Source organism: Pseudomonas antarctica, from assembly GCF_001647715.1.
GTDB lineage: Bacteria > Pseudomonadota > Gammaproteobacteria > Pseudomonadales > Pseudomonadaceae > Aquipseudomonas > Aquipseudomonas antarctica_A.
Map to the genome: position 1 here is coordinate 2,752,278 of NZ_CP015600.1, position 14,681 is coordinate 2,766,958.

The following is a 14,681-nucleotide window of genomic DNA, read 5'->3' on the forward strand; positions in this document are numbered from 1 at the left end:
TTTTGTTTTAGATTTCGGAACGGGCACGTACCGCTTCAATACGCATGCGCAGCAGGGCACCGAGGTCAAACAGCGGGCGGGGCGGCAGCCAGCCGGGCTGCGCACGCTGTATGACCGATTGCAGCAAGGGTGAGCTTGCGCCCGATGCCCACTCCGCCATCAGTCGCCCCCACAACGTGCCGCGCGCCACGCCGGAACCGTTGCAGCCGGCGATGGCAAACAGGTTGTTTTCGACCTTGGCGAAGTAAGGCTGGCCGGACCGCGACGCGCTGAGGTGGCCGGTCCAGGTGTAGTGGATGTCTTGCTCGGTGAGCCACGGGAAGCGTCGTTGCAAGCCACGCACATGGTGGTGGCGCCGTTGCAGTAAGTCGCCATTGGACAAGTCACGCGTGCGGTACTCGGCCGTGTTGCGGATCATCACGCGCCGGTCCGGCGTCAAACGCACGGTGGCGCCGAGTGGCCGCGTTGACAGCACGCCCCAGGGTTCGGCGGCGCATTCTTTTTCCGTCAGCGGGCGGGTGAGGCTCGCGCTCAGTTCCATGGGGAAGGTGGCGCTGTGGTCCAGGCCGACGCGGGGGATAAAGGCGTTCAGGCACACCAGCACGTGCCGTGCTTCGATACTCCCGGCCCGGCTGGTCGCGCGAATGGCGCCGTTGCTCATGCGTTCCATACCGGTGATATCGGTGTTTTCAAACAGACTGACCGATGCAGGTAACGCCGCCAGCAAACCCTTCACATATTTGGCCGGTTGCAGCAGGGCGTTGCCGTTGCCGCACCAGATTCCGGCCTGGTAATGCGCGGTGCCGAGCTTCTGGTGCAGTGCGTCACCTTGCAGGCCTTGTGCAGAGGCACCGAGGGCGTGCAGGGTGGCAAGTTTGTCGTCGACCTGGTTGAGTTTGTCGGCGTCATGCACGGCAAAGAAGTAGCCATTGTCGCGAAAGTCGCAGTCGATGCCATGGCGTGTGATGCGCTGGCGCACCTCGTCGCTGGCGGCCCGAGAGATGGCAGTGTCCACCTCGAATCCTGCGAACCCTGGGCGGCCCAACAACTCGTTTTCAGCCGGGTGTTCATGGGCCACCACAAACCCCGAGTTCCGCGCCGAGGCGCCTTGGGCGGCGTATTGACGGTCGACGATCACGATGCGTGCTTCAGGGTGCAGGGCCGCGAGGCTGTGGGCGGCACACAGCCCGGTGATGCCGGCGCCGATCACCAGCCAATCGGCCTGTTGCGCGCCCTTCAAGGCGTCGCGGGCGGGTAGGGGGGCGGTTTGGGCTATCCAGCCACAGGTATTGTCCACGTTTGCCTCGGCTGCATGCGTTGATTGCATGGATGATTTAAGTCGATGGCTGGAATTTATAGGGGGTTGGGTGATACAACCAACGTTATAAAATCATCCAGTTATTCGGAAAGCGCATGGATAAGATTCGTCACGTGCCGTCCTTGCAAGGCCTGCAGGCGCTGGTGGAAGTCAGTGACAGCGCCAGCTTCACTCAGGCCGCGCATACGCTGTGCCTGACCCAAAGCGCGGTCAGTCGCCAAATCCAGCAATTGGAAAGCCATTTCGGCGTGGCGCTGTTCACCCGCACCAGTCGCAGCCTGCGCGTTACTGTCGAAGGCGAGCAAGTGCTGGCATGTGCTCGCAGTATCCTCGCGCAGCTCAAGGTGCTGGAGGACCGGATTTCGCCGCAGAAACGCCCGTTTCGGATTCGCCTGCACGTGTCGCTGGCCGTGCGTTGGCTGCTGCCGAAGCTGAGTGATTTCTATCGGCTGCACCCGGACATTTCGCTGGCCATCGAGACCGTCGCCACCGAAGCGGTCGAGCCTGCCGGCGACAGTGATGCTTACATCCAGTACCTGCCCAAGCCGCCGAGCGATCCGGCGAGCCTGACGTTGTTCGAGGAAAAATTGGTGCCGGTGTGCGCTCCCGGGCTGGGGCCGCTGACCACACTGGACGACCTGCGCCACATGGCGCTGCTGCACCGTTCGGTGGACAAGCAGGACTGGCGCGTGTGGCTGGCCGCCAACGGCGCCGGCGCGCTGGAGGACTACCGCCATATTCCGTTTAACCTCGATGAACTGGCGCTGGACGCCGCCGCCCGTGGGTTGGGTGTGGCGATGACCGACCTGACGCTGGCCGTCGAATCCATCGAGCGGGGCGTGCTGGTGGTGCCGTTGGGCGAACCTTTGGAGACCGGCGGGGTGTATGCGCTGTGCCTGCAACCCATGGCGGCGTCTCACCCCGGTTGTGCAGTGGTCATGGAGTGGTTTGCACGACAGGCGCAGCGGTGAACCACAAACGTACAAGATTCAGCGCAAACCGCCTCGGTAGACTCGCCGCACTTCTTCTACGGCAGGTTCTCCATGGACATCTTTCTCTACGCCTTCAGCGTCATGTACAGCCCGGGTCCGGTAAATTTCATGGGCTTGAATGCCGGGCTCACCGGCAAATTCCGCCGCTCCACCGGTTTCTTCATCGGCGTAGGCTGCGCGATGCTGTTGCTGTTCGTACTGTTTGGTTACACCGGCGAGGCGATCATTTCCCAAGCGGCACTACCGTATATCTCGCTGGTCGGCGGCGTTTACACACTGTATCTGGCCTATCAGGTGTTCACCGCGCGCACGGTTGTCGAGGACGCTTCCCGTGAACCGGGCAAAACCCTCACGTTCTGGAACGGCCTGGTGATTCAGTTGCTTAATCCCAAAGGCATCATGGCGGTACTGCCGATCACCAGCGTGATGTTGCCGGCGGCGCATATCAGCGGTGCGTCCATTGCTGGAGTGTCGGCATTACTGGCGTGCGGTGCGTTCGGCGCGCCTTGGGTCTACGCGTTGCTTGGGGCGGTGCTGGGACGGCGAATCAGCGGGACGTCGGCGTTTACCGTCTTCAACCGCTGCATGGGGATAGCACTGGCCGCGTGTGCGTATTTCATGTTTCACGCGTTCTACCTGCACCTGATTTAAACATGAGCAAATCTTGTGTTCGTCTGAAATAAAATGAGTTTGTCTCACTATCAGCATCTGTCGACAATGGCTGCCATAAATACCTACGTTGGAGTTGTATGTCATGGCAGTCGCTCATTCCCTTGGATTTCCGCGCATTGGACGCGATCGTGAACTGAAAAAAGCGCAGGAAGCGTTTTGGAAGGGTGAACTCGACGAAGCGGGCCTGCGTGCCGTCGGCCGTGACCTGCGCAAGACCCACTGGGACCTGCAGAAAAAGGCCGGTATCGAATTGCTGCCCGCCGGTGACTTCGCCTGGTATGACCAGGTACTGACACATTCGCTGATGTTCGGCGTGATCCCTGAGCGTTTCCGCCCGGCGGATGGCAAAGCCACGTTGCATACCCTGTTCGGCATGGCCCGTGGCGTCAGTGACAGCTGCTGCGGCGGTGCCCACGCTCAGGAAATGACCAAGTGGTTCGACACCAACTACCACTATCTGGTACCCGAATTCAGCGCCGATCAGCAGTTCCACCTGGGTTGGGATGAGTTGTTTGAAGAAGTGCAGGAAGCCCGTGACCTGGGCCACACCGTCAAGCCGGTCGTCATCGGCCCGCTGACTTACCTGTGGCTGGGCAAGGCCAAGGGCGGCGACTTCGACAAGCTCGACCTGCTCGAGCGCCTGCTGCCGCTGTACGGCCAGATCTTCCAGCGCCTGGCTGACCTGGGCGTTGAGTGGGTGCAGATTGACGAGCCAATCCTGGTGCTGGACCTGCCACAAGCGTGGAAAAACGCTTTTGAGCGTGCCTACAACCTGATCCAGCGTGACCCGCTGAAAAAGCTGGTGGCCACTTACTTCGGCGGCCTCGAAGAGAACCTGGGCCTGGCCGCTAACCTGCCGGTCGACGGCCTGCACATCGACCTGGTGCGTGCGCCGGACCAATACCCGACGATCCTCGACCGCTTGCCGGCTTATAAAGTGTTGTCGTTGGGGGTCGTCAACGGCCGTAACGTCTGGCGTTGCGACCTGGAAAAAGCCCTGGCGACTTTGCAACACGCGCATGAGAAATTGGGTGATCGCCTGTGGGTGGCACCGTCCTGCTCGCTGCTGCACAGCCCGGTTGACTTGAACCGTGAAGACACGCTGGATGCCGAACTGAAAAGCTGGTTGGCGTTCGCCCTGCAGAAGTGCTCGGAAGTCGCGGTGCTGGCCCAGGCTGTCACTGAGCCCGAAGCACCGAACGTGCTCGCCGCCCTGGCGCAAAGCCGCGCGGTACAAGCGGCCCGCGCCGCTTCGCCACGCATTCACAAGCCGGCCGTGCAAGCCCGTGTGGCGGCAATCACCGCCAAGGACACGCAGCGCCAGTCGCTGTTCGCGCAGCGTATCAACAAACAGCGTGCCGGCCTGAACCTGCCGCTGTTCCCGACCACCACCATCGGTTCATTCCCGCAAACCGCCTCGATCCGCCTGGCGCGCCAGTCCTTCAAAACCGGCAAGCTGAGTGAAGCCGAATACGTCGAAGCCATGCACAGCGAGATCAAACACGCCGTTGAAGTGCAGGAAAACCTGGGCCTGGATGTGCTGGTGCACGGTGAAGCCGAGCGCAACGACATGGTTGAATACTTCGCCGAGCAACTGGACGGCTACGTGTTCACCCGCTTCGGCTGGGTCCAGAGCTACGGTTCGCGCTGCGTGAAACCGGCGGTGATCTTCGGCGACCTGAGCCGCCCCAAAGCCATGACGGTGGAGTGGATCCGCTACGCCCAGGGCCTGACCAGCAAGGTCATGAAGGGCATGCTGACCGGCCCGGTGACCTTGCTGATGTGGTCTTTCCCACGGGAAGACGTGAGCCGCGAAGTGCAGGCGCGTCAACTGGCCTTGGCCATCCGTGACGAGGTGGTCGACCTGGAAGCCGCCGGCATCAAGATCGTCCAAATCGACGAAGCCGCGTTCCGTGAAGGGCTGCCGTTGCGCCAGGCGCAGTGGCAGCACTACCTGGACTGGGCGACCGAAGTGTTCCGTCTGTGCGCCTGCGGGGTGCGCGATGAAACCCAGATCCACACCCACATGTGCTACAGCGAGTTCAACGATGTGATCGAGTCCATTGCGGCCATGGATGCCGACGTCATCACCATCGAGACGTCGCGCTCGGACATGGAGTTGCTGGACGCGTTCGAAGCCTTCGCTTACCCGAACGAAATCGGCCCGGGTGTCTACGACATCCACTCGCCACGCGTGCCGGATGTTGCACAAATGGTTAACTTGCTGCGCAAGGCGGCCAAACGGATTCCGGCCGAGCGTCTGTGGGTCAACCCGGATTGCGGTTTGAAGACCCGTGCCTGGCCGGAGACTGAAGCGGCGCTGATCCACATGGTCGCGGCGGCGCGTCAACTACGCGCTGAACTGGCGTGATCTAAACCTCTGACCGACGGGGCCAACCTTACTTGGGGTTGACCTCGATGCGGTCAAACCCCTTCCAGCGATACAGCATCACCGAGAGGGCCCAACTGGCGATAAAGATCCCGTAGATGCCAAACAGTTTGGCACGCACATGGCTATTGGAATCACTGAAAACCTGGGCAAGACGGTGGATCATCAGGTACACCCTATGGGCAGTGGCGCGGTCGTTTCGAAGCGGTTAAGGCTTCAGGTTGAGAAACTTAATCGATTCTGTCGGCGTCGATAATGAAATAGGCAGGTTGAGTGGAGAGAAAGATGGCAGGCATGAATGGGCAGTCTATCGAGGCGGTGATTCAGTTCTGGAAGCAGGCCGGGCCCAAGCGCTGGTTCGCCAAGGACGACGAATTTGACGCGGCCTTTCGCGACGGGTTTCACGCGACCCACATGCAGGCGGCACGGCGCGAGTTGGAAGGCTGGCTGGGTTCAGCCCATGGCGCGCTGGCGTTGCTGATCCTGCTGGATCAATACCCACGCAATGCGTTTCGCGGTACCGCGCATATGTTTGCCACCGACCCGCTGGCGCGTTTGTACGCACACCGCATGGTCGAGGGCGGGCTCGACCAGCTTGTCGAGCCCGAACTACGCGCGTTCTGTTATTTGCCGTTTGAGCATTCGGAAGACCCGGCGGATCAGCAGCGTTCGGTGGCGTTGAACCAGCACCTGGATGCCAGCACCCGCCACTGGGCCAATGAGCACGCGAACATCATCCAACGGTTCGGGCGTTTCCCCCATCGCAATGCGGTGCTGGCCAGGGTAACCACGCCACAGGAACAGGCATTTCTCCAGGCCGGCGGCTTCGCAGGCTAGGCTTCGGCCTGCGCCAGGGGTACCTTGGCGGGCGCTGGACGAAAGCGCCGCAGGCCCTTGAGGTCGACCGCCCAGCGCAACGCTTCGGTGGCCGAAGGACGCGGGCCGTGGCTGATTGCGTTGTCATCCTCGCCCAGCGTGCCGAGGTAGCCCTGGGCGCCGCCGCGCTCGCTCCAGTAATGGGTGTGGCTCAGCCAGGAGCGGGCGAGCCAGCCTTTCCATTTGCCCACGGTTACCGGCAGGTCCAGCACGCCTGCGCCCATCACTGGCTTGACCGGGCCGCCGACGACATCACCAAACAGGCCGAAGGGCGCCGGGAAGTAGAGATTGGTCCAGCGCGTCACGGCAAATACCGCTGCATGATGCAGGTACTGCGGGGTGAACGGTTTTTGGCCGAGCATCACTGGCTGGCGGGCGTTGTAGCCGTAGCCCTTGGTGTCCTCGGTGGGCGGGCAGGCCGGGGCTTCGCGGCGCTCAATGCGTTTTTTGAAGTCACTCACACTGCGGCCCAGCAGCAGGCTGGCATGCGCCATCGGGCTGCCGACGGTGACCAGGTCGGTGATGCGCCACGGGTTGCCCAGGCCGCGCTGCTCGATAAACGCTTCGGCCTGCTGCTCGCGAAAACTCAAAGTACGGCCCAGGCTGCCGTCGAGGGCCGCGCCGGCGTTGGGCAGCGCTTCCTTGATCACCGGTTGCAGGGCTGCGTGGTCGGCATAACGGCTGGCCAGCTCGCGGTTGCTGGGGATGACTTGGGTCAGTTGGTCGTGATGTTCATGCCACAGGTAGCCGACGATATCGTAGGCAATCACACTGCCCAAGCTGTGGCCGACGACGATGATGCGGTCATAGTCGCCCTTTTTGTGCAGGGCGCGCAGCAACTCCACGCCATCGGCACGGATCTGTTCGCGCACCACTACGTTCTGCGGGTTGGGGCTGAGGTAGCGGGCCGCGTCACCCAAATAGGACAGCGCGGAATAGCGCAACCCCAGGCCGATGGCGCCGACCAGCAGTGGAACCAGTGCGAAGGGGTTGTCGCTGTGATCGAACTGGCCCCAGGCCGTGGCCAGGGTGCCGGTAGCGACCAGCAGCAAGAGCACCATCACCGTCCAGCGGGTGGTGCGCCAGATCGGCACGATGGCGTCGGGAATGTCGCGGCGCGGGCGCTTGAAAATATCCCACAGCCAGCCCAGCAGATGGCCGACCTTGGTGCCTTGCATCTTGTGAGCCCAGTAATACTCGTAGAAATCCGTGCTGGTGCGCCCCGACGACTTCAGAACACGCAGGTCGAAATTGCGCGAGAGCCGGTCCGGCTTGCTCCAGTAGAACGGAGTGCCGCCGGGCGTGTCCGTCGGGATCATGGCTTCCACGAAGCCGCGTAAAGTGTCCATCGGGCGCTGTTCGCCGATGCCGTGGATGACGACAACTGCTTGTTTCATAAGCTGATCATTCCTTGAAGAACTACGAAAGGCAGGGCCGATTTCGCAGAGTAGCTAATCGCTATGATCTTGCCATCATTGCTGCTATTCCCGCCAGGAATGCCCCCATAAAATCCCTGCATTGTCTTTATCGGCGCAGATCTCGTAGCGTGAGGGCTCACCCCAGGAGATTGCTCATGAGCCATGGCCCGCTGCGCCTTTACGTTGATTCAATGTTCACCAGCCCTTACGCGATGTCGGTGTTCGTCACCCTGCGGGAAAAGGGCCTGGCCTTCGAGACCGTCAGCCTTGATCTTGAAGCGGCGCACAACCAGACCGCGGAGTTTGCCCGGCTGTCGATGACCCAACGCGTACCGACGTTAGTGGAGGGAGACTTCGCGCTGTCGGAGTCTTCGGCGATCTGTGAGTACCTGGATCAGGCCTACCCTGAAACAGCGGTGTACCCGGCAGATCCAAGACAGCGGGCGAGGGCGCGACAGGTCCAGGCGTGGTTGCGCAGCGACCTGTTGCCGATTCGCCAGGAGCGCTCGACCTTGGTGGTGTTTTACGGGCAAAAGGCCCCGCCGTTGTCGCCCGCGGCGCAAGCGGCGGCGCGCAAGTTGATCGATGCGGCGCAGGCGCTGTTGGCGGGCAACCCGACGAACCTGTTCGGCGCGTGGTCCATTGCTGACGTGGACTTGGCCGTGATGCTCAATCGCTTGATCCTGGGCGGTGACAGCGTGCCTGACGAGCTGGTCGCCTACGCCCGGCACCAGTGGCAGCGGCCATCGGTGCAGGAATGGGTCAACCTGCAACGCCCGGCGCTGTAGCGGTTTCTTGCCATTCCTGGGTCACGCGCCGGTCCAGGTCTTCCCAATCCGCCATGCCCAGCACCCGCGTCGTGTTCAAGCCGCGCAGGTAACCGCGCAGTTGCTGGGCGCTGGCATAGCGCTTTTCGGCGTCCGCCGCTTCGTCCTGCAACACGTGTTCATAATCGACCAGGTAATCGGCGACCCGCTCGCGAAACTCCGGCAGTACGGCGTCGCGGATGCGGTCGAAGGTTTTCTGGTGGGGCTTCATGGCGTGGTCCTTATAGTTTTAGAGCGGTCGGAGTAGGCGACACTATCGGTTCAAATGATAGTCACCATCAAGGAACGCAAGTTCTGTTTTTACGCGAAAAGCGGACAATCACGCCATCGAGACGCTGTTCAAGGAAATGCGCGATGAGGACGATGATCCAGTTGGGTTTAATCATGCTGATGCTCGGCACAGCGCTGCTGGCCAACCCGGCCATTGCCGATGATGTGCATGCGGGCCATTTGCTGCCACTCGTCGGTAGCGTAGACTCCCTGCAGCACGCGCAATCGGTGGGTGTGTTGTACAGCGAAAACACCCGCGACAACCTCAACTACCTTGAACGCTACCACGCCATGGCCATGAACGGCGCCAAGGATGCCCTCGACGGGCGTATCCGCGAGGCGTTCGTCACCAGTTCCGACCCGGAATTGGCGATTGATTGGTTGATGAGCTCGCTGCAGGGCACTTTTCGTATCGTGACTGTCTATAGCAGCCTGGATGAGCTGGTGCAGGCTCACCCGGACGTGGTGGTGGTGCTCGATACCCATAACCAACTGCTGACCCAGCGCAACGACGTGGTCGAAGCGCGTTTTGTGGCGCGGTTTTATGATGCGAACCTGCAATACATCGCCAAGGCCGAAGGCTCGGTGCTCAAGCAGGTGCCGTCGGTGTGGGTGCTGGACAAGGCGGCGCCCGAGATAGCCGCGCAGATTGAACAGCAGCGTGATGTACAGCTTGACGCCTTGAAGCAGTTTGATGTGTCGCTCAAGGCCCTGGTTCGCGCAGGTTGACGCGTGGATTGATGTGAACCCTATTGGTTATTTTCAGGAATGTTTATGCGCTCTTTTTTCGTCCCGGCCCTGGCTTTTGCTTCCTTGTTGCTGACCGGTTGTATCACCGCTCCCAATGCTCCGACCTTGACGTTGCAAACCGATAAGAACCCTGAAGGCTATCTGCAGTGCGTCTTGCCCAAGCTTGAAAAATACGGCATCACCTCGACCGTGACCCAGAATTCGCGCCACGCCAAAGTCGTGTTGACCAGCAAATTTGCGGCTGATGATGTGTTGGAAGCCTACAAGTCCCAAGAGGGCAGCAAGGTGTTCGTGTACGAGCGCAAGCCGCTGGCTTCGGCGCTCAAGCCGTCGCGGCTTGAGTTGGCGGCGCAGGACTGCAAGTAACGCCACACCCCACAGAACCCAGTGTGGGAGCGGGCAAGCCCGCCCCCACATTTTTTTGCGCTCGGCCTAAGGTTTTGCTTCGCTGCTGAAGCTGTCGACAACCTTGACCAGCCCTTGAGCCGCCAACGCCACCAACTCACCGCCTTTTTCCACCGTCGCCAGGGCCGGGTCCGAGCCCATGCGACCATCGGGGAAGCGTGCGCGGAAGTCCAGCGCTTCGCGAATCGGGCCGGTGTTGGCGATTTGCGGGGAATACTCGGCGGACTTGATCGATTCCGGGTAGGCCCACTGCGTCACCGCAATCTCCGACGGCGTGGCATGGCTGCCGTGGCCTACCGGGAATTGGCGGTGGGCCAGGTCATTGACGCCTTCCAGATCCCACCAGTTCACCAGTTTCAGCGCGAACCCGGCCGGGCGGCGGGCATAGCTGGCTTCGGCGTACAGCTCGGAAAAGGCGGCCTCGATGGTGGCGATGTTGCCGCCGTGGCCGTTCAGAAACAGGATCTTCTCGAAACCGTGCCCGGCCAGCGACCGAACCCAGTCGCCAATCGCGGCAATAAACGTGGACGGGCGCAGGGAAATGGTGCCGGGAAAGCCCAGGTGGTGCTGGGCCATGCCGATATTGAAGGTCGGGGCGATCAGGATGTCGGCATTCTGCTGCGCCTCATGGGCGATGATCTCCGGGCACATCCAGTCAGTGCCCAACAGGCCGGTGGGGCCGTGCTGCTCGTTGGAGCCGATGGGGATCACCACCGTGCGGCTGCGCTCCAGAAACTGGCCGATCTCGATCCAGGTGGATTTATGTAGAAGCATGCGACGCTCTCTTTTATCGGTGGGGACAGGCTAACCACCACGGATTGTACGACTACTCGCCACTTGTTGGGGCTTGCAGTTGAGGTAGGTCGACGACTTCAACCAGCGCTGGTCCGGGTACCAGGAGAACATGAACTGCCCATCCTTGAGTTTGTCTACCACCTGGCGCGCCACCTGCGGGCGCACGGCCGGGCAACCCTGGCTGCGGCCGATACGGCCTTCGCGCTTGCTCCACGCCGAGTTGACGTAGTCGGCGGCATGAATCACCAGCGCGCGGTCGCGGGCCTGGTCATTGAAACCCGGCTCCAGGCCGTCCATGCGCAACGAGTAACCGTGGGCGCCGAGGTAACTTTCCTGGGTGCGGAACAAGCCCAGGCTGGATTGGTGGCTGCCTTCGAGGTTAGAGAACTGGGTGGCGAAGTTTTCCCCGGATTTGGCGCCGTGAGCCACCAGATCGCGCAGTACCAGGGTTTTTTTGCGTAAATCGAAGATCCATAGCCGACGAGCGGTAGAGGGCTGGGAGTAGTCAATAACGGCCAGGCGATCCGAGCGTTCCTCGCCGTTATTGACTGCGCACTGCACCGCGCTCAAGGCGCTTTTCAGTACGGTGGGATTGAGTTCTGGAGCCGAGCGCGCCAGGCTGCTATACAAAGAAGGAGACGTGGGATTGGCGGCGAGCGCAACATTGCTCAGCGTAGCCAGGGTCACGGTGATTAAACCGAAGCGGCCTATAAAAGTCAGCATCTACAGTACATCCCCCCGCTGTGGGTTGGAGTTAAGTCAATTGTTCAAAAAACACGCATGTTACTTGAGCATTTGCCTGCTCGTTGCACCACTGGTCGCGACAGCTGATGAGCTGCCGGTGGACGCTGTGCCGCCCGTTTCAATCAGCCCGATGCAACAGGCCCTCGCGCAGTTACCCAGCGTGTGCCCAGGCCTTGCCCCACAAATAGACGCAGCGGCCCAATTGCGCCTGCAAGCGTTTTACCAGCAGCAGGGTGATAGTCCGCTGTGGTCAGCCGATGATCGCCGCCAAGCCTTGCAAGCCCAATTGCGGATGCTGGCTGACGATGGCCTGGACCCCACCCACTATAGCCTGCCCGCAACAGACGCCACGGCCAACGTGCTGTGCAGCGACATCGGCACCAGCCAGCAATACCTGCAAGCCCTGCAGGACTTGCACTACGGGCGTTTGCAGCAGTCGCGATTCGAGCCACTGTGGCATTCCCAACCACCGCTCCATGACCCCAATGCCGAAGTGCTGGCCTTCGCCGCGACTGGCCTGCACGACCTGGCCCAGGCGTTTGACCAGGCGCGCCCCAGCGCCGATCTCTACCGCAGTTTGCGCAGTACGTATGCCACCGTGCGCCTGCAACCTTTGCCCCATTGGGACCCGGTCGCCGGCGGCCCGTTGCTGCGTCCCGGCATGGAAGACCCGCGTGTGCCCGAACTGGCGCGGCGTCTTTACAACGGCGGGTACCTGGCCAAAGTGCCAGCCGGCAACGGCACGCAATACCGTGACGAGCTGGTCAAGGCGGTCAAGGCCTTCCAGCTCAGCCACTCGTTGCAGGCAGACGGTGTGATTGGTGCCGGCACCGTGGCCGAGCTCAACATCAGCCCGGCGATGCGCCGCGACCAGCTGCGCATCAACCTCGAACGTTTCCGTTGGCTGGCCCAGGACCTGGAGCCCGAAGGGGTGGTGGTCAACGTCGCGGCCGCACAACTGAGCGTTTATCAGAGCGGTATCCCGGTGTGGCAAACCCGCTTGCAAGTCGGGCGGGCCGAGCGTCAGACGCCGTTGCTCAAGTCACGGATTACCCGGCTGACGCTCAACCCCACCTGGACCATCCCGCCTACCATCATGCGTGAGGACAAGCTCCCGGCCATCCGCCTCAACCCCGAATACCTGCGCCAACAAAACCTGCAAGTGCTCGATGCCCAAGGTCACCCACTCACGGCCGACCAGGTGGATTGGTCGCGCCCCGGCAATATTCTCCTGCGCCAGGAAGCCGGCCCGCGCAACCCGCTGGGCAAGATCGTGATGCGCTTTCCCAACCCGTACTCGGTCTACCTGCATGACACGCCGAGCCAGCCATTGTTCACCAAAGGCCCGCGCGCGTTCAGTTCGGGGTGTGTGCGGGTTGAGCAGCCCATGCTGCTGCGCGACTTACTGGTAACCCCGGCCGAACGCACGCGCACCGATGAGTTGCTGGCTACCGGCGTGACCCATGAATTCCGGCTGGCCACGCCCGTGCCGGTGCTGTTGGGTTACTGGACAGTGGAGGTCGACCGCCAGGGCGGGCTGCTGTACGCGCCGGATATTTATGGGCGTGACCCGGTGTTGATGAAGGCAATGGGGGCATTGCTCTAAGCAATATGCGCCAAGATCCGGGTGACAGCCTGATCCGCTGTCATCAGCGCGGTGTCGAGCGTCAACGGCTGTTCTTCCCAGGCCTCGTACTCATGCGCTGAGACGGATTGCCAAGTGGGAGGTACCAGCCCGGGAATATCCCCAGCGCGGCTTTCCACCCGGCGTTGGTGTTCGTGTTGATCAGAACACACCACCTGGATATTCACCCACTCAACATCGGCTGCCGCCGCCACGGCTTTCCACGCATCCCGGCTTTCCTTGACCGGGTTCACGCCGTCCGCAATCACCGTCTGCCCCAAGCGCAAATTGCTCAGCGCCAGCGCATTCGCCACGCTGTAGCCGCTGGCGCCGACATCGCCGGCCAGTACCGCCGACTCCCGCAGCGCCTGCTCGATCACATCGATGCGCAGGTACACCGCGCGGGTGCGCCGCGCCAGTTCACGGGCAATCGTGGTTTTGCCGGTGCCAGGCAGGCCGCTGAATACAATTAGCATGGTCCATCCTTTGAAGAGAGAACCCGGCCAGTCTAGCCGCGCTTACTGCAAATAGCAGGCGCTGATCCAGTCCGCCGGGTGCGCTGACAATTGCGTCGCCGTGGGCAGATAGCGCTTGTCCAGTTGCGCGGCCAGCCAGAACAGCGTCGCGCTGCTTTTGGGTTCCCAGGTGCCGCTGTAACCGGCTTCGCCCACGGCGGCGCGGTCTTTGTCGAACTGCACGTGGGTGTGCACGAACTCCTGATGGCTGCGTTGACCATTGGCATAGGGCACCAGCCAGTCCAGCGCGGCGCCCAGGGAAGCACCATTGGCCTTGAGGTTCAGCCAGTCGCCACCGTAGGGCTTGGCCGCCAGCGCGGCTTGCACCAGGGGCTCAAGGTCGTAGACCACGTAATGCAGGGCGTCACGGTCCTGGAAGTCGGTGACCGAACCGTCGGGCAGGATGTTGTCGGCAACCTGCTGTTTAAATAATTGATGGGCTTGCTCGAGCATGGCCTGGTCGCCGAGGGCGGCGGCGGCCACGGTGACCAACTTGACGCGATGGCTCTGCCAGTTATTGGTCTGGGTACCTTTTTTCTGCCCGTGGAATTGCTGGATATGCGCGATATAGCCGTTGCCCAGCGTGCTGATCAAGCGGCGGCTGGCCGCGCGGGTTTCCAGGCGCAAGTGATCGGCAGTCAGCGCGTAGGCATTGATCAGCATATCGAGGTTGGTTTCGTCGATGGGGTTGAAGTCCGGCTGATACACGTCGGCCCATGCGGCGAGGTAGTCGTCGACTTGTTTGAGGTAACGCGGGTCGCCGCTCAACCGCCAGGCCAGCGCCGCCTGGCGCATCACCGGCCAGTCTTTCTCGGCGGCGATGCTTTGCGCGCGGATGCCCTGGTTTGGCAGCGTGCCTTCGGTGTGTAAATGGGGCAACGGCGCGGGCGGGTCGGCCAGGTGCCGTTGGGCGGCGGCCAGCAGCGCTTTGGCCGTCGAGTTCGAAGCGGCCGGCTGGCACAGGTTCGGTGTTTGCGCAGCCGCCATGGCCGCGTGGGAAAGCACGGCCAGCAGTGCGGTTAAGGCGACGGTGGTGGTTTTCATGGCGGGCTCTGCCGGACGGGATCGCGCCCACGCTAGCACGCA

The 14,681-nt window shown here is 61.9% G+C and carries 16 protein-coding genes; 8 read left to right on the top strand and 8 right to left on the bottom strand.

From position 1 onward, the window contains the following. Positions 1–7 precede the first annotated feature (7 nt). Positions 8–1,297 carry an NAD(P)/FAD-dependent oxidoreductase gene (locus A7J50_RS12610; RefSeq protein ID WP_064454921.1) on the bottom strand — a complete coding sequence of 430 codons (1,290 nt, stop codon included), beginning with the start codon at positions 1,295–1,297 and terminating at the stop codon, positions 8–10. 116 nt (positions 1,298–1,413) lie between these two features. Between A7J50_RS12610 and A7J50_RS12615 the strand changes: the two genes are divergently transcribed. From A7J50_RS12615 to metE, 3 genes are all read left to right on the top strand, one after another. Further along, positions 1,414–2,289, top strand: a complete 876-nt coding sequence (locus A7J50_RS12615; protein ID WP_064452088.1) for a LysR substrate-binding domain-containing protein — start codon at positions 1,414–1,416, stop codon at positions 2,287–2,289. A 72-nt stretch (positions 2,290–2,361) separates the two neighbouring features. Beyond that, the gene (locus tag A7J50_RS12620) at positions 2,362–2,961 is read left to right on the top strand and encodes a LysE family translocator (protein WP_064452089.1); all 600 of its coding nucleotides are present in this window, start codon (positions 2,362–2,364) and stop codon (positions 2,959–2,961) included. A gap of 103 nt (positions 2,962–3,064) precedes the next feature. Further along, positions 3,065–5,353, top strand: coding sequence for a 5-methyltetrahydropteroyltriglutamate--homocysteine S-methyltransferase (gene metE / locus A7J50_RS12625; RefSeq protein ID WP_064452090.1), 2,289 nt, complete (start codon positions 3,065–3,067; stop codon positions 5,351–5,353). Between the two features lie 28 nt (positions 5,354–5,381). Here metE and A7J50_RS31610 read toward each other — a convergent pair whose 3' ends face one another. Further along, positions 5,382–5,537, bottom strand: coding sequence for a hypothetical protein (locus A7J50_RS31610; protein ID WP_167353693.1), 156 nt, complete (start codon positions 5,535–5,537; stop codon positions 5,382–5,384). A gap of 128 nt (positions 5,538–5,665) precedes the next feature. Between A7J50_RS31610 and A7J50_RS12630 the strand changes: the two genes are divergently transcribed. Then, a complete protein-coding gene (locus A7J50_RS12630) occupies positions 5,666–6,208 on the top strand; it encodes a DUF924 family protein (protein WP_064454922.1) in 543 nt (180 codons plus the stop codon). Here A7J50_RS12630 and A7J50_RS12635 read toward each other — a convergent pair. Then, the gene (locus tag A7J50_RS12635; RefSeq protein WP_064452091.1) at positions 6,205–7,644 is read right to left on the bottom strand and encodes a hypothetical protein; all 1,440 of its coding nucleotides are present in this window, start codon (positions 7,642–7,644) and stop codon (positions 6,205–6,207) included. The two genes, A7J50_RS12630 and A7J50_RS12635, sit on opposite strands and share 4 nt — an antisense overlap. A 176-nt stretch (positions 7,645–7,820) precedes the next feature. Between A7J50_RS12635 and yfcF the strand changes: the two genes are divergently transcribed. Then, positions 7,821–8,453, top strand: a complete 633-nt coding sequence (gene yfcF, locus A7J50_RS12640) for a glutathione transferase (RefSeq protein WP_064452092.1) — start codon at positions 7,821–7,823, stop codon at positions 8,451–8,453. On the opposite strand, the gene A7J50_RS12645 is transcribed toward yfcF, so the two are convergent. Then, positions 8,428–8,703, bottom strand: a complete 276-nt coding sequence (locus A7J50_RS12645; RefSeq protein ID WP_064452093.1) for a hypothetical protein — start codon at positions 8,701–8,703, stop codon at positions 8,428–8,430. The two genes, yfcF and A7J50_RS12645, sit on opposite strands and share 26 nt — an antisense overlap. A 143-nt stretch (positions 8,704–8,846) precedes the next feature. Between A7J50_RS12645 and A7J50_RS12650 the strand changes: the two genes are divergently transcribed. Next, positions 8,847–9,491, top strand: a complete 645-nt coding sequence (locus A7J50_RS12650; RefSeq protein WP_064452094.1) for a hypothetical protein — start codon at positions 8,847–8,849, stop codon at positions 9,489–9,491. Between the two features lie 45 nt (positions 9,492–9,536). Continuing rightward, positions 9,537–9,878 (top strand): hypothetical protein, encoded by a 342-nt coding sequence (locus A7J50_RS12655; RefSeq protein ID WP_064452095.1) that lies wholly within the window; start codon positions 9,537–9,539, stop codon positions 9,876–9,878. Between the two features lie 66 nt (positions 9,879–9,944). On the opposite strand, the gene A7J50_RS12660 is transcribed toward A7J50_RS12655, so the two are convergent. Both A7J50_RS12660 and A7J50_RS12665 read right to left on the bottom strand, forming a co-directional pair. Further along, positions 9,945–10,691: a creatininase family protein gene (locus tag A7J50_RS12660; RefSeq protein ID WP_064452096.1), complete on the bottom strand. Its 747-nt coding sequence runs from the start codon at positions 10,689–10,691 to the stop codon at positions 9,945–9,947. Positions 10,692–10,721: 30 nt separating this feature from the next. Beyond that, positions 10,722–11,435, bottom strand: coding sequence for a murein L,D-transpeptidase catalytic domain family protein (locus A7J50_RS12665; protein WP_064452097.1), 714 nt, complete (start codon positions 11,433–11,435; stop codon positions 10,722–10,724). Positions 11,436–11,475: 40 nt separating this feature from the next. On the opposite strand from A7J50_RS12665, the gene A7J50_RS12670 reads away from it, so the two are divergent. Continuing rightward, positions 11,476–13,062 (top strand): L,D-transpeptidase family protein, encoded by a 1,587-nt coding sequence (locus A7J50_RS12670; protein ID WP_064452098.1) that lies wholly within the window; start codon positions 11,476–11,478, stop codon positions 13,060–13,062. On the opposite strand, the gene A7J50_RS12675 is transcribed toward A7J50_RS12670, so the two are convergent. Beyond that, positions 13,059–13,556 (bottom strand): AAA family ATPase, encoded by a 498-nt coding sequence (locus tag A7J50_RS12675; protein WP_064452099.1) that lies wholly within the window; start codon positions 13,554–13,556, stop codon positions 13,059–13,061. The genes A7J50_RS12670 and A7J50_RS12675 overlap by 4 nt on opposite strands. A 42-nt stretch (positions 13,557–13,598) precedes the next feature. Further along, positions 13,599–14,639 carry an alginate lyase family protein gene (locus tag A7J50_RS12680; RefSeq protein ID WP_064452100.1) on the bottom strand — a complete coding sequence of 347 codons (1,041 nt, stop codon included), beginning with the start codon at positions 14,637–14,639 and terminating at the stop codon, positions 13,599–13,601. Positions 14,640–14,681 lie beyond the last annotated feature (42 nt).

What these genes read in the sequence shown, in the direction of transcription:
- A7J50_RS12615 (WP_064452088.1), top strand. Translation starts at nt 1,414, where the DNA reads ATGGATAAGATTCGTCACGTGCCGTCCTTGCAAGGCCTGCAGGCGCTG.
- A7J50_RS12620 (WP_064452089.1), top strand. Translation starts at nt 2,362, where the DNA reads ATGGACATCTTTCTCTACGCCTTCAGCGTCATGTACAGCCCGGGTCCG.
- metE (WP_064452090.1), top strand. Translation starts at nt 3,065, where the DNA reads ATGGCAGTCGCTCATTCCCTTGGATTTCCGCGCATTGGACGCGATCGT.
- A7J50_RS31610 (WP_167353693.1), bottom strand. Translation starts at nt 5,537, where the DNA reads ATGATCCACCGTCTTGCCCAGGTTTTCAGTGATTCCAATAGCCATGTG.
- A7J50_RS12630 (WP_064454922.1), top strand. Translation starts at nt 5,666, where the DNA reads ATGAATGGGCAGTCTATCGAGGCGGTGATTCAGTTCTGGAAGCAGGCC.
- A7J50_RS12635 (WP_064452091.1), bottom strand. Translation starts at nt 7,644, where the DNA reads ATGAAACAAGCAGTTGTCGTCATCCACGGCATCGGCGAACAGCGCCCG.
- yfcF (WP_064452092.1), top strand. Translation starts at nt 7,821, where the DNA reads ATGAGCCATGGCCCGCTGCGCCTTTACGTTGATTCAATGTTCACCAGC.
- A7J50_RS12645 (WP_064452093.1), bottom strand. Translation starts at nt 8,703, where the DNA reads ATGAAGCCCCACCAGAAAACCTTCGACCGCATCCGCGACGCCGTACTG.
- A7J50_RS12650 (WP_064452094.1), top strand. Translation starts at nt 8,847, where the DNA reads ATGAGGACGATGATCCAGTTGGGTTTAATCATGCTGATGCTCGGCACA.
- A7J50_RS12655 (WP_064452095.1), top strand. Translation starts at nt 9,537, where the DNA reads ATGCGCTCTTTTTTCGTCCCGGCCCTGGCTTTTGCTTCCTTGTTGCTG.
- A7J50_RS12660 (WP_064452096.1), bottom strand. Translation starts at nt 10,691, where the DNA reads ATGCTTCTACATAAATCCACCTGGATCGAGATCGGCCAGTTTCTGGAG.
- A7J50_RS12665 (WP_064452097.1), bottom strand. Translation starts at nt 11,435, where the DNA reads ATGCTGACTTTTATAGGCCGCTTCGGTTTAATCACCGTGACCCTGGCT.
- A7J50_RS12675 (WP_064452099.1), bottom strand. Translation starts at nt 13,556, where the DNA reads ATGCTAATTGTATTCAGCGGCCTGCCTGGCACCGGCAAAACCACGATT.
- A7J50_RS12680 (WP_064452100.1), bottom strand. Translation starts at nt 14,639, where the DNA reads ATGAAAACCACCACCGTCGCCTTAACCGCACTGCTGGCCGTGCTTTCC.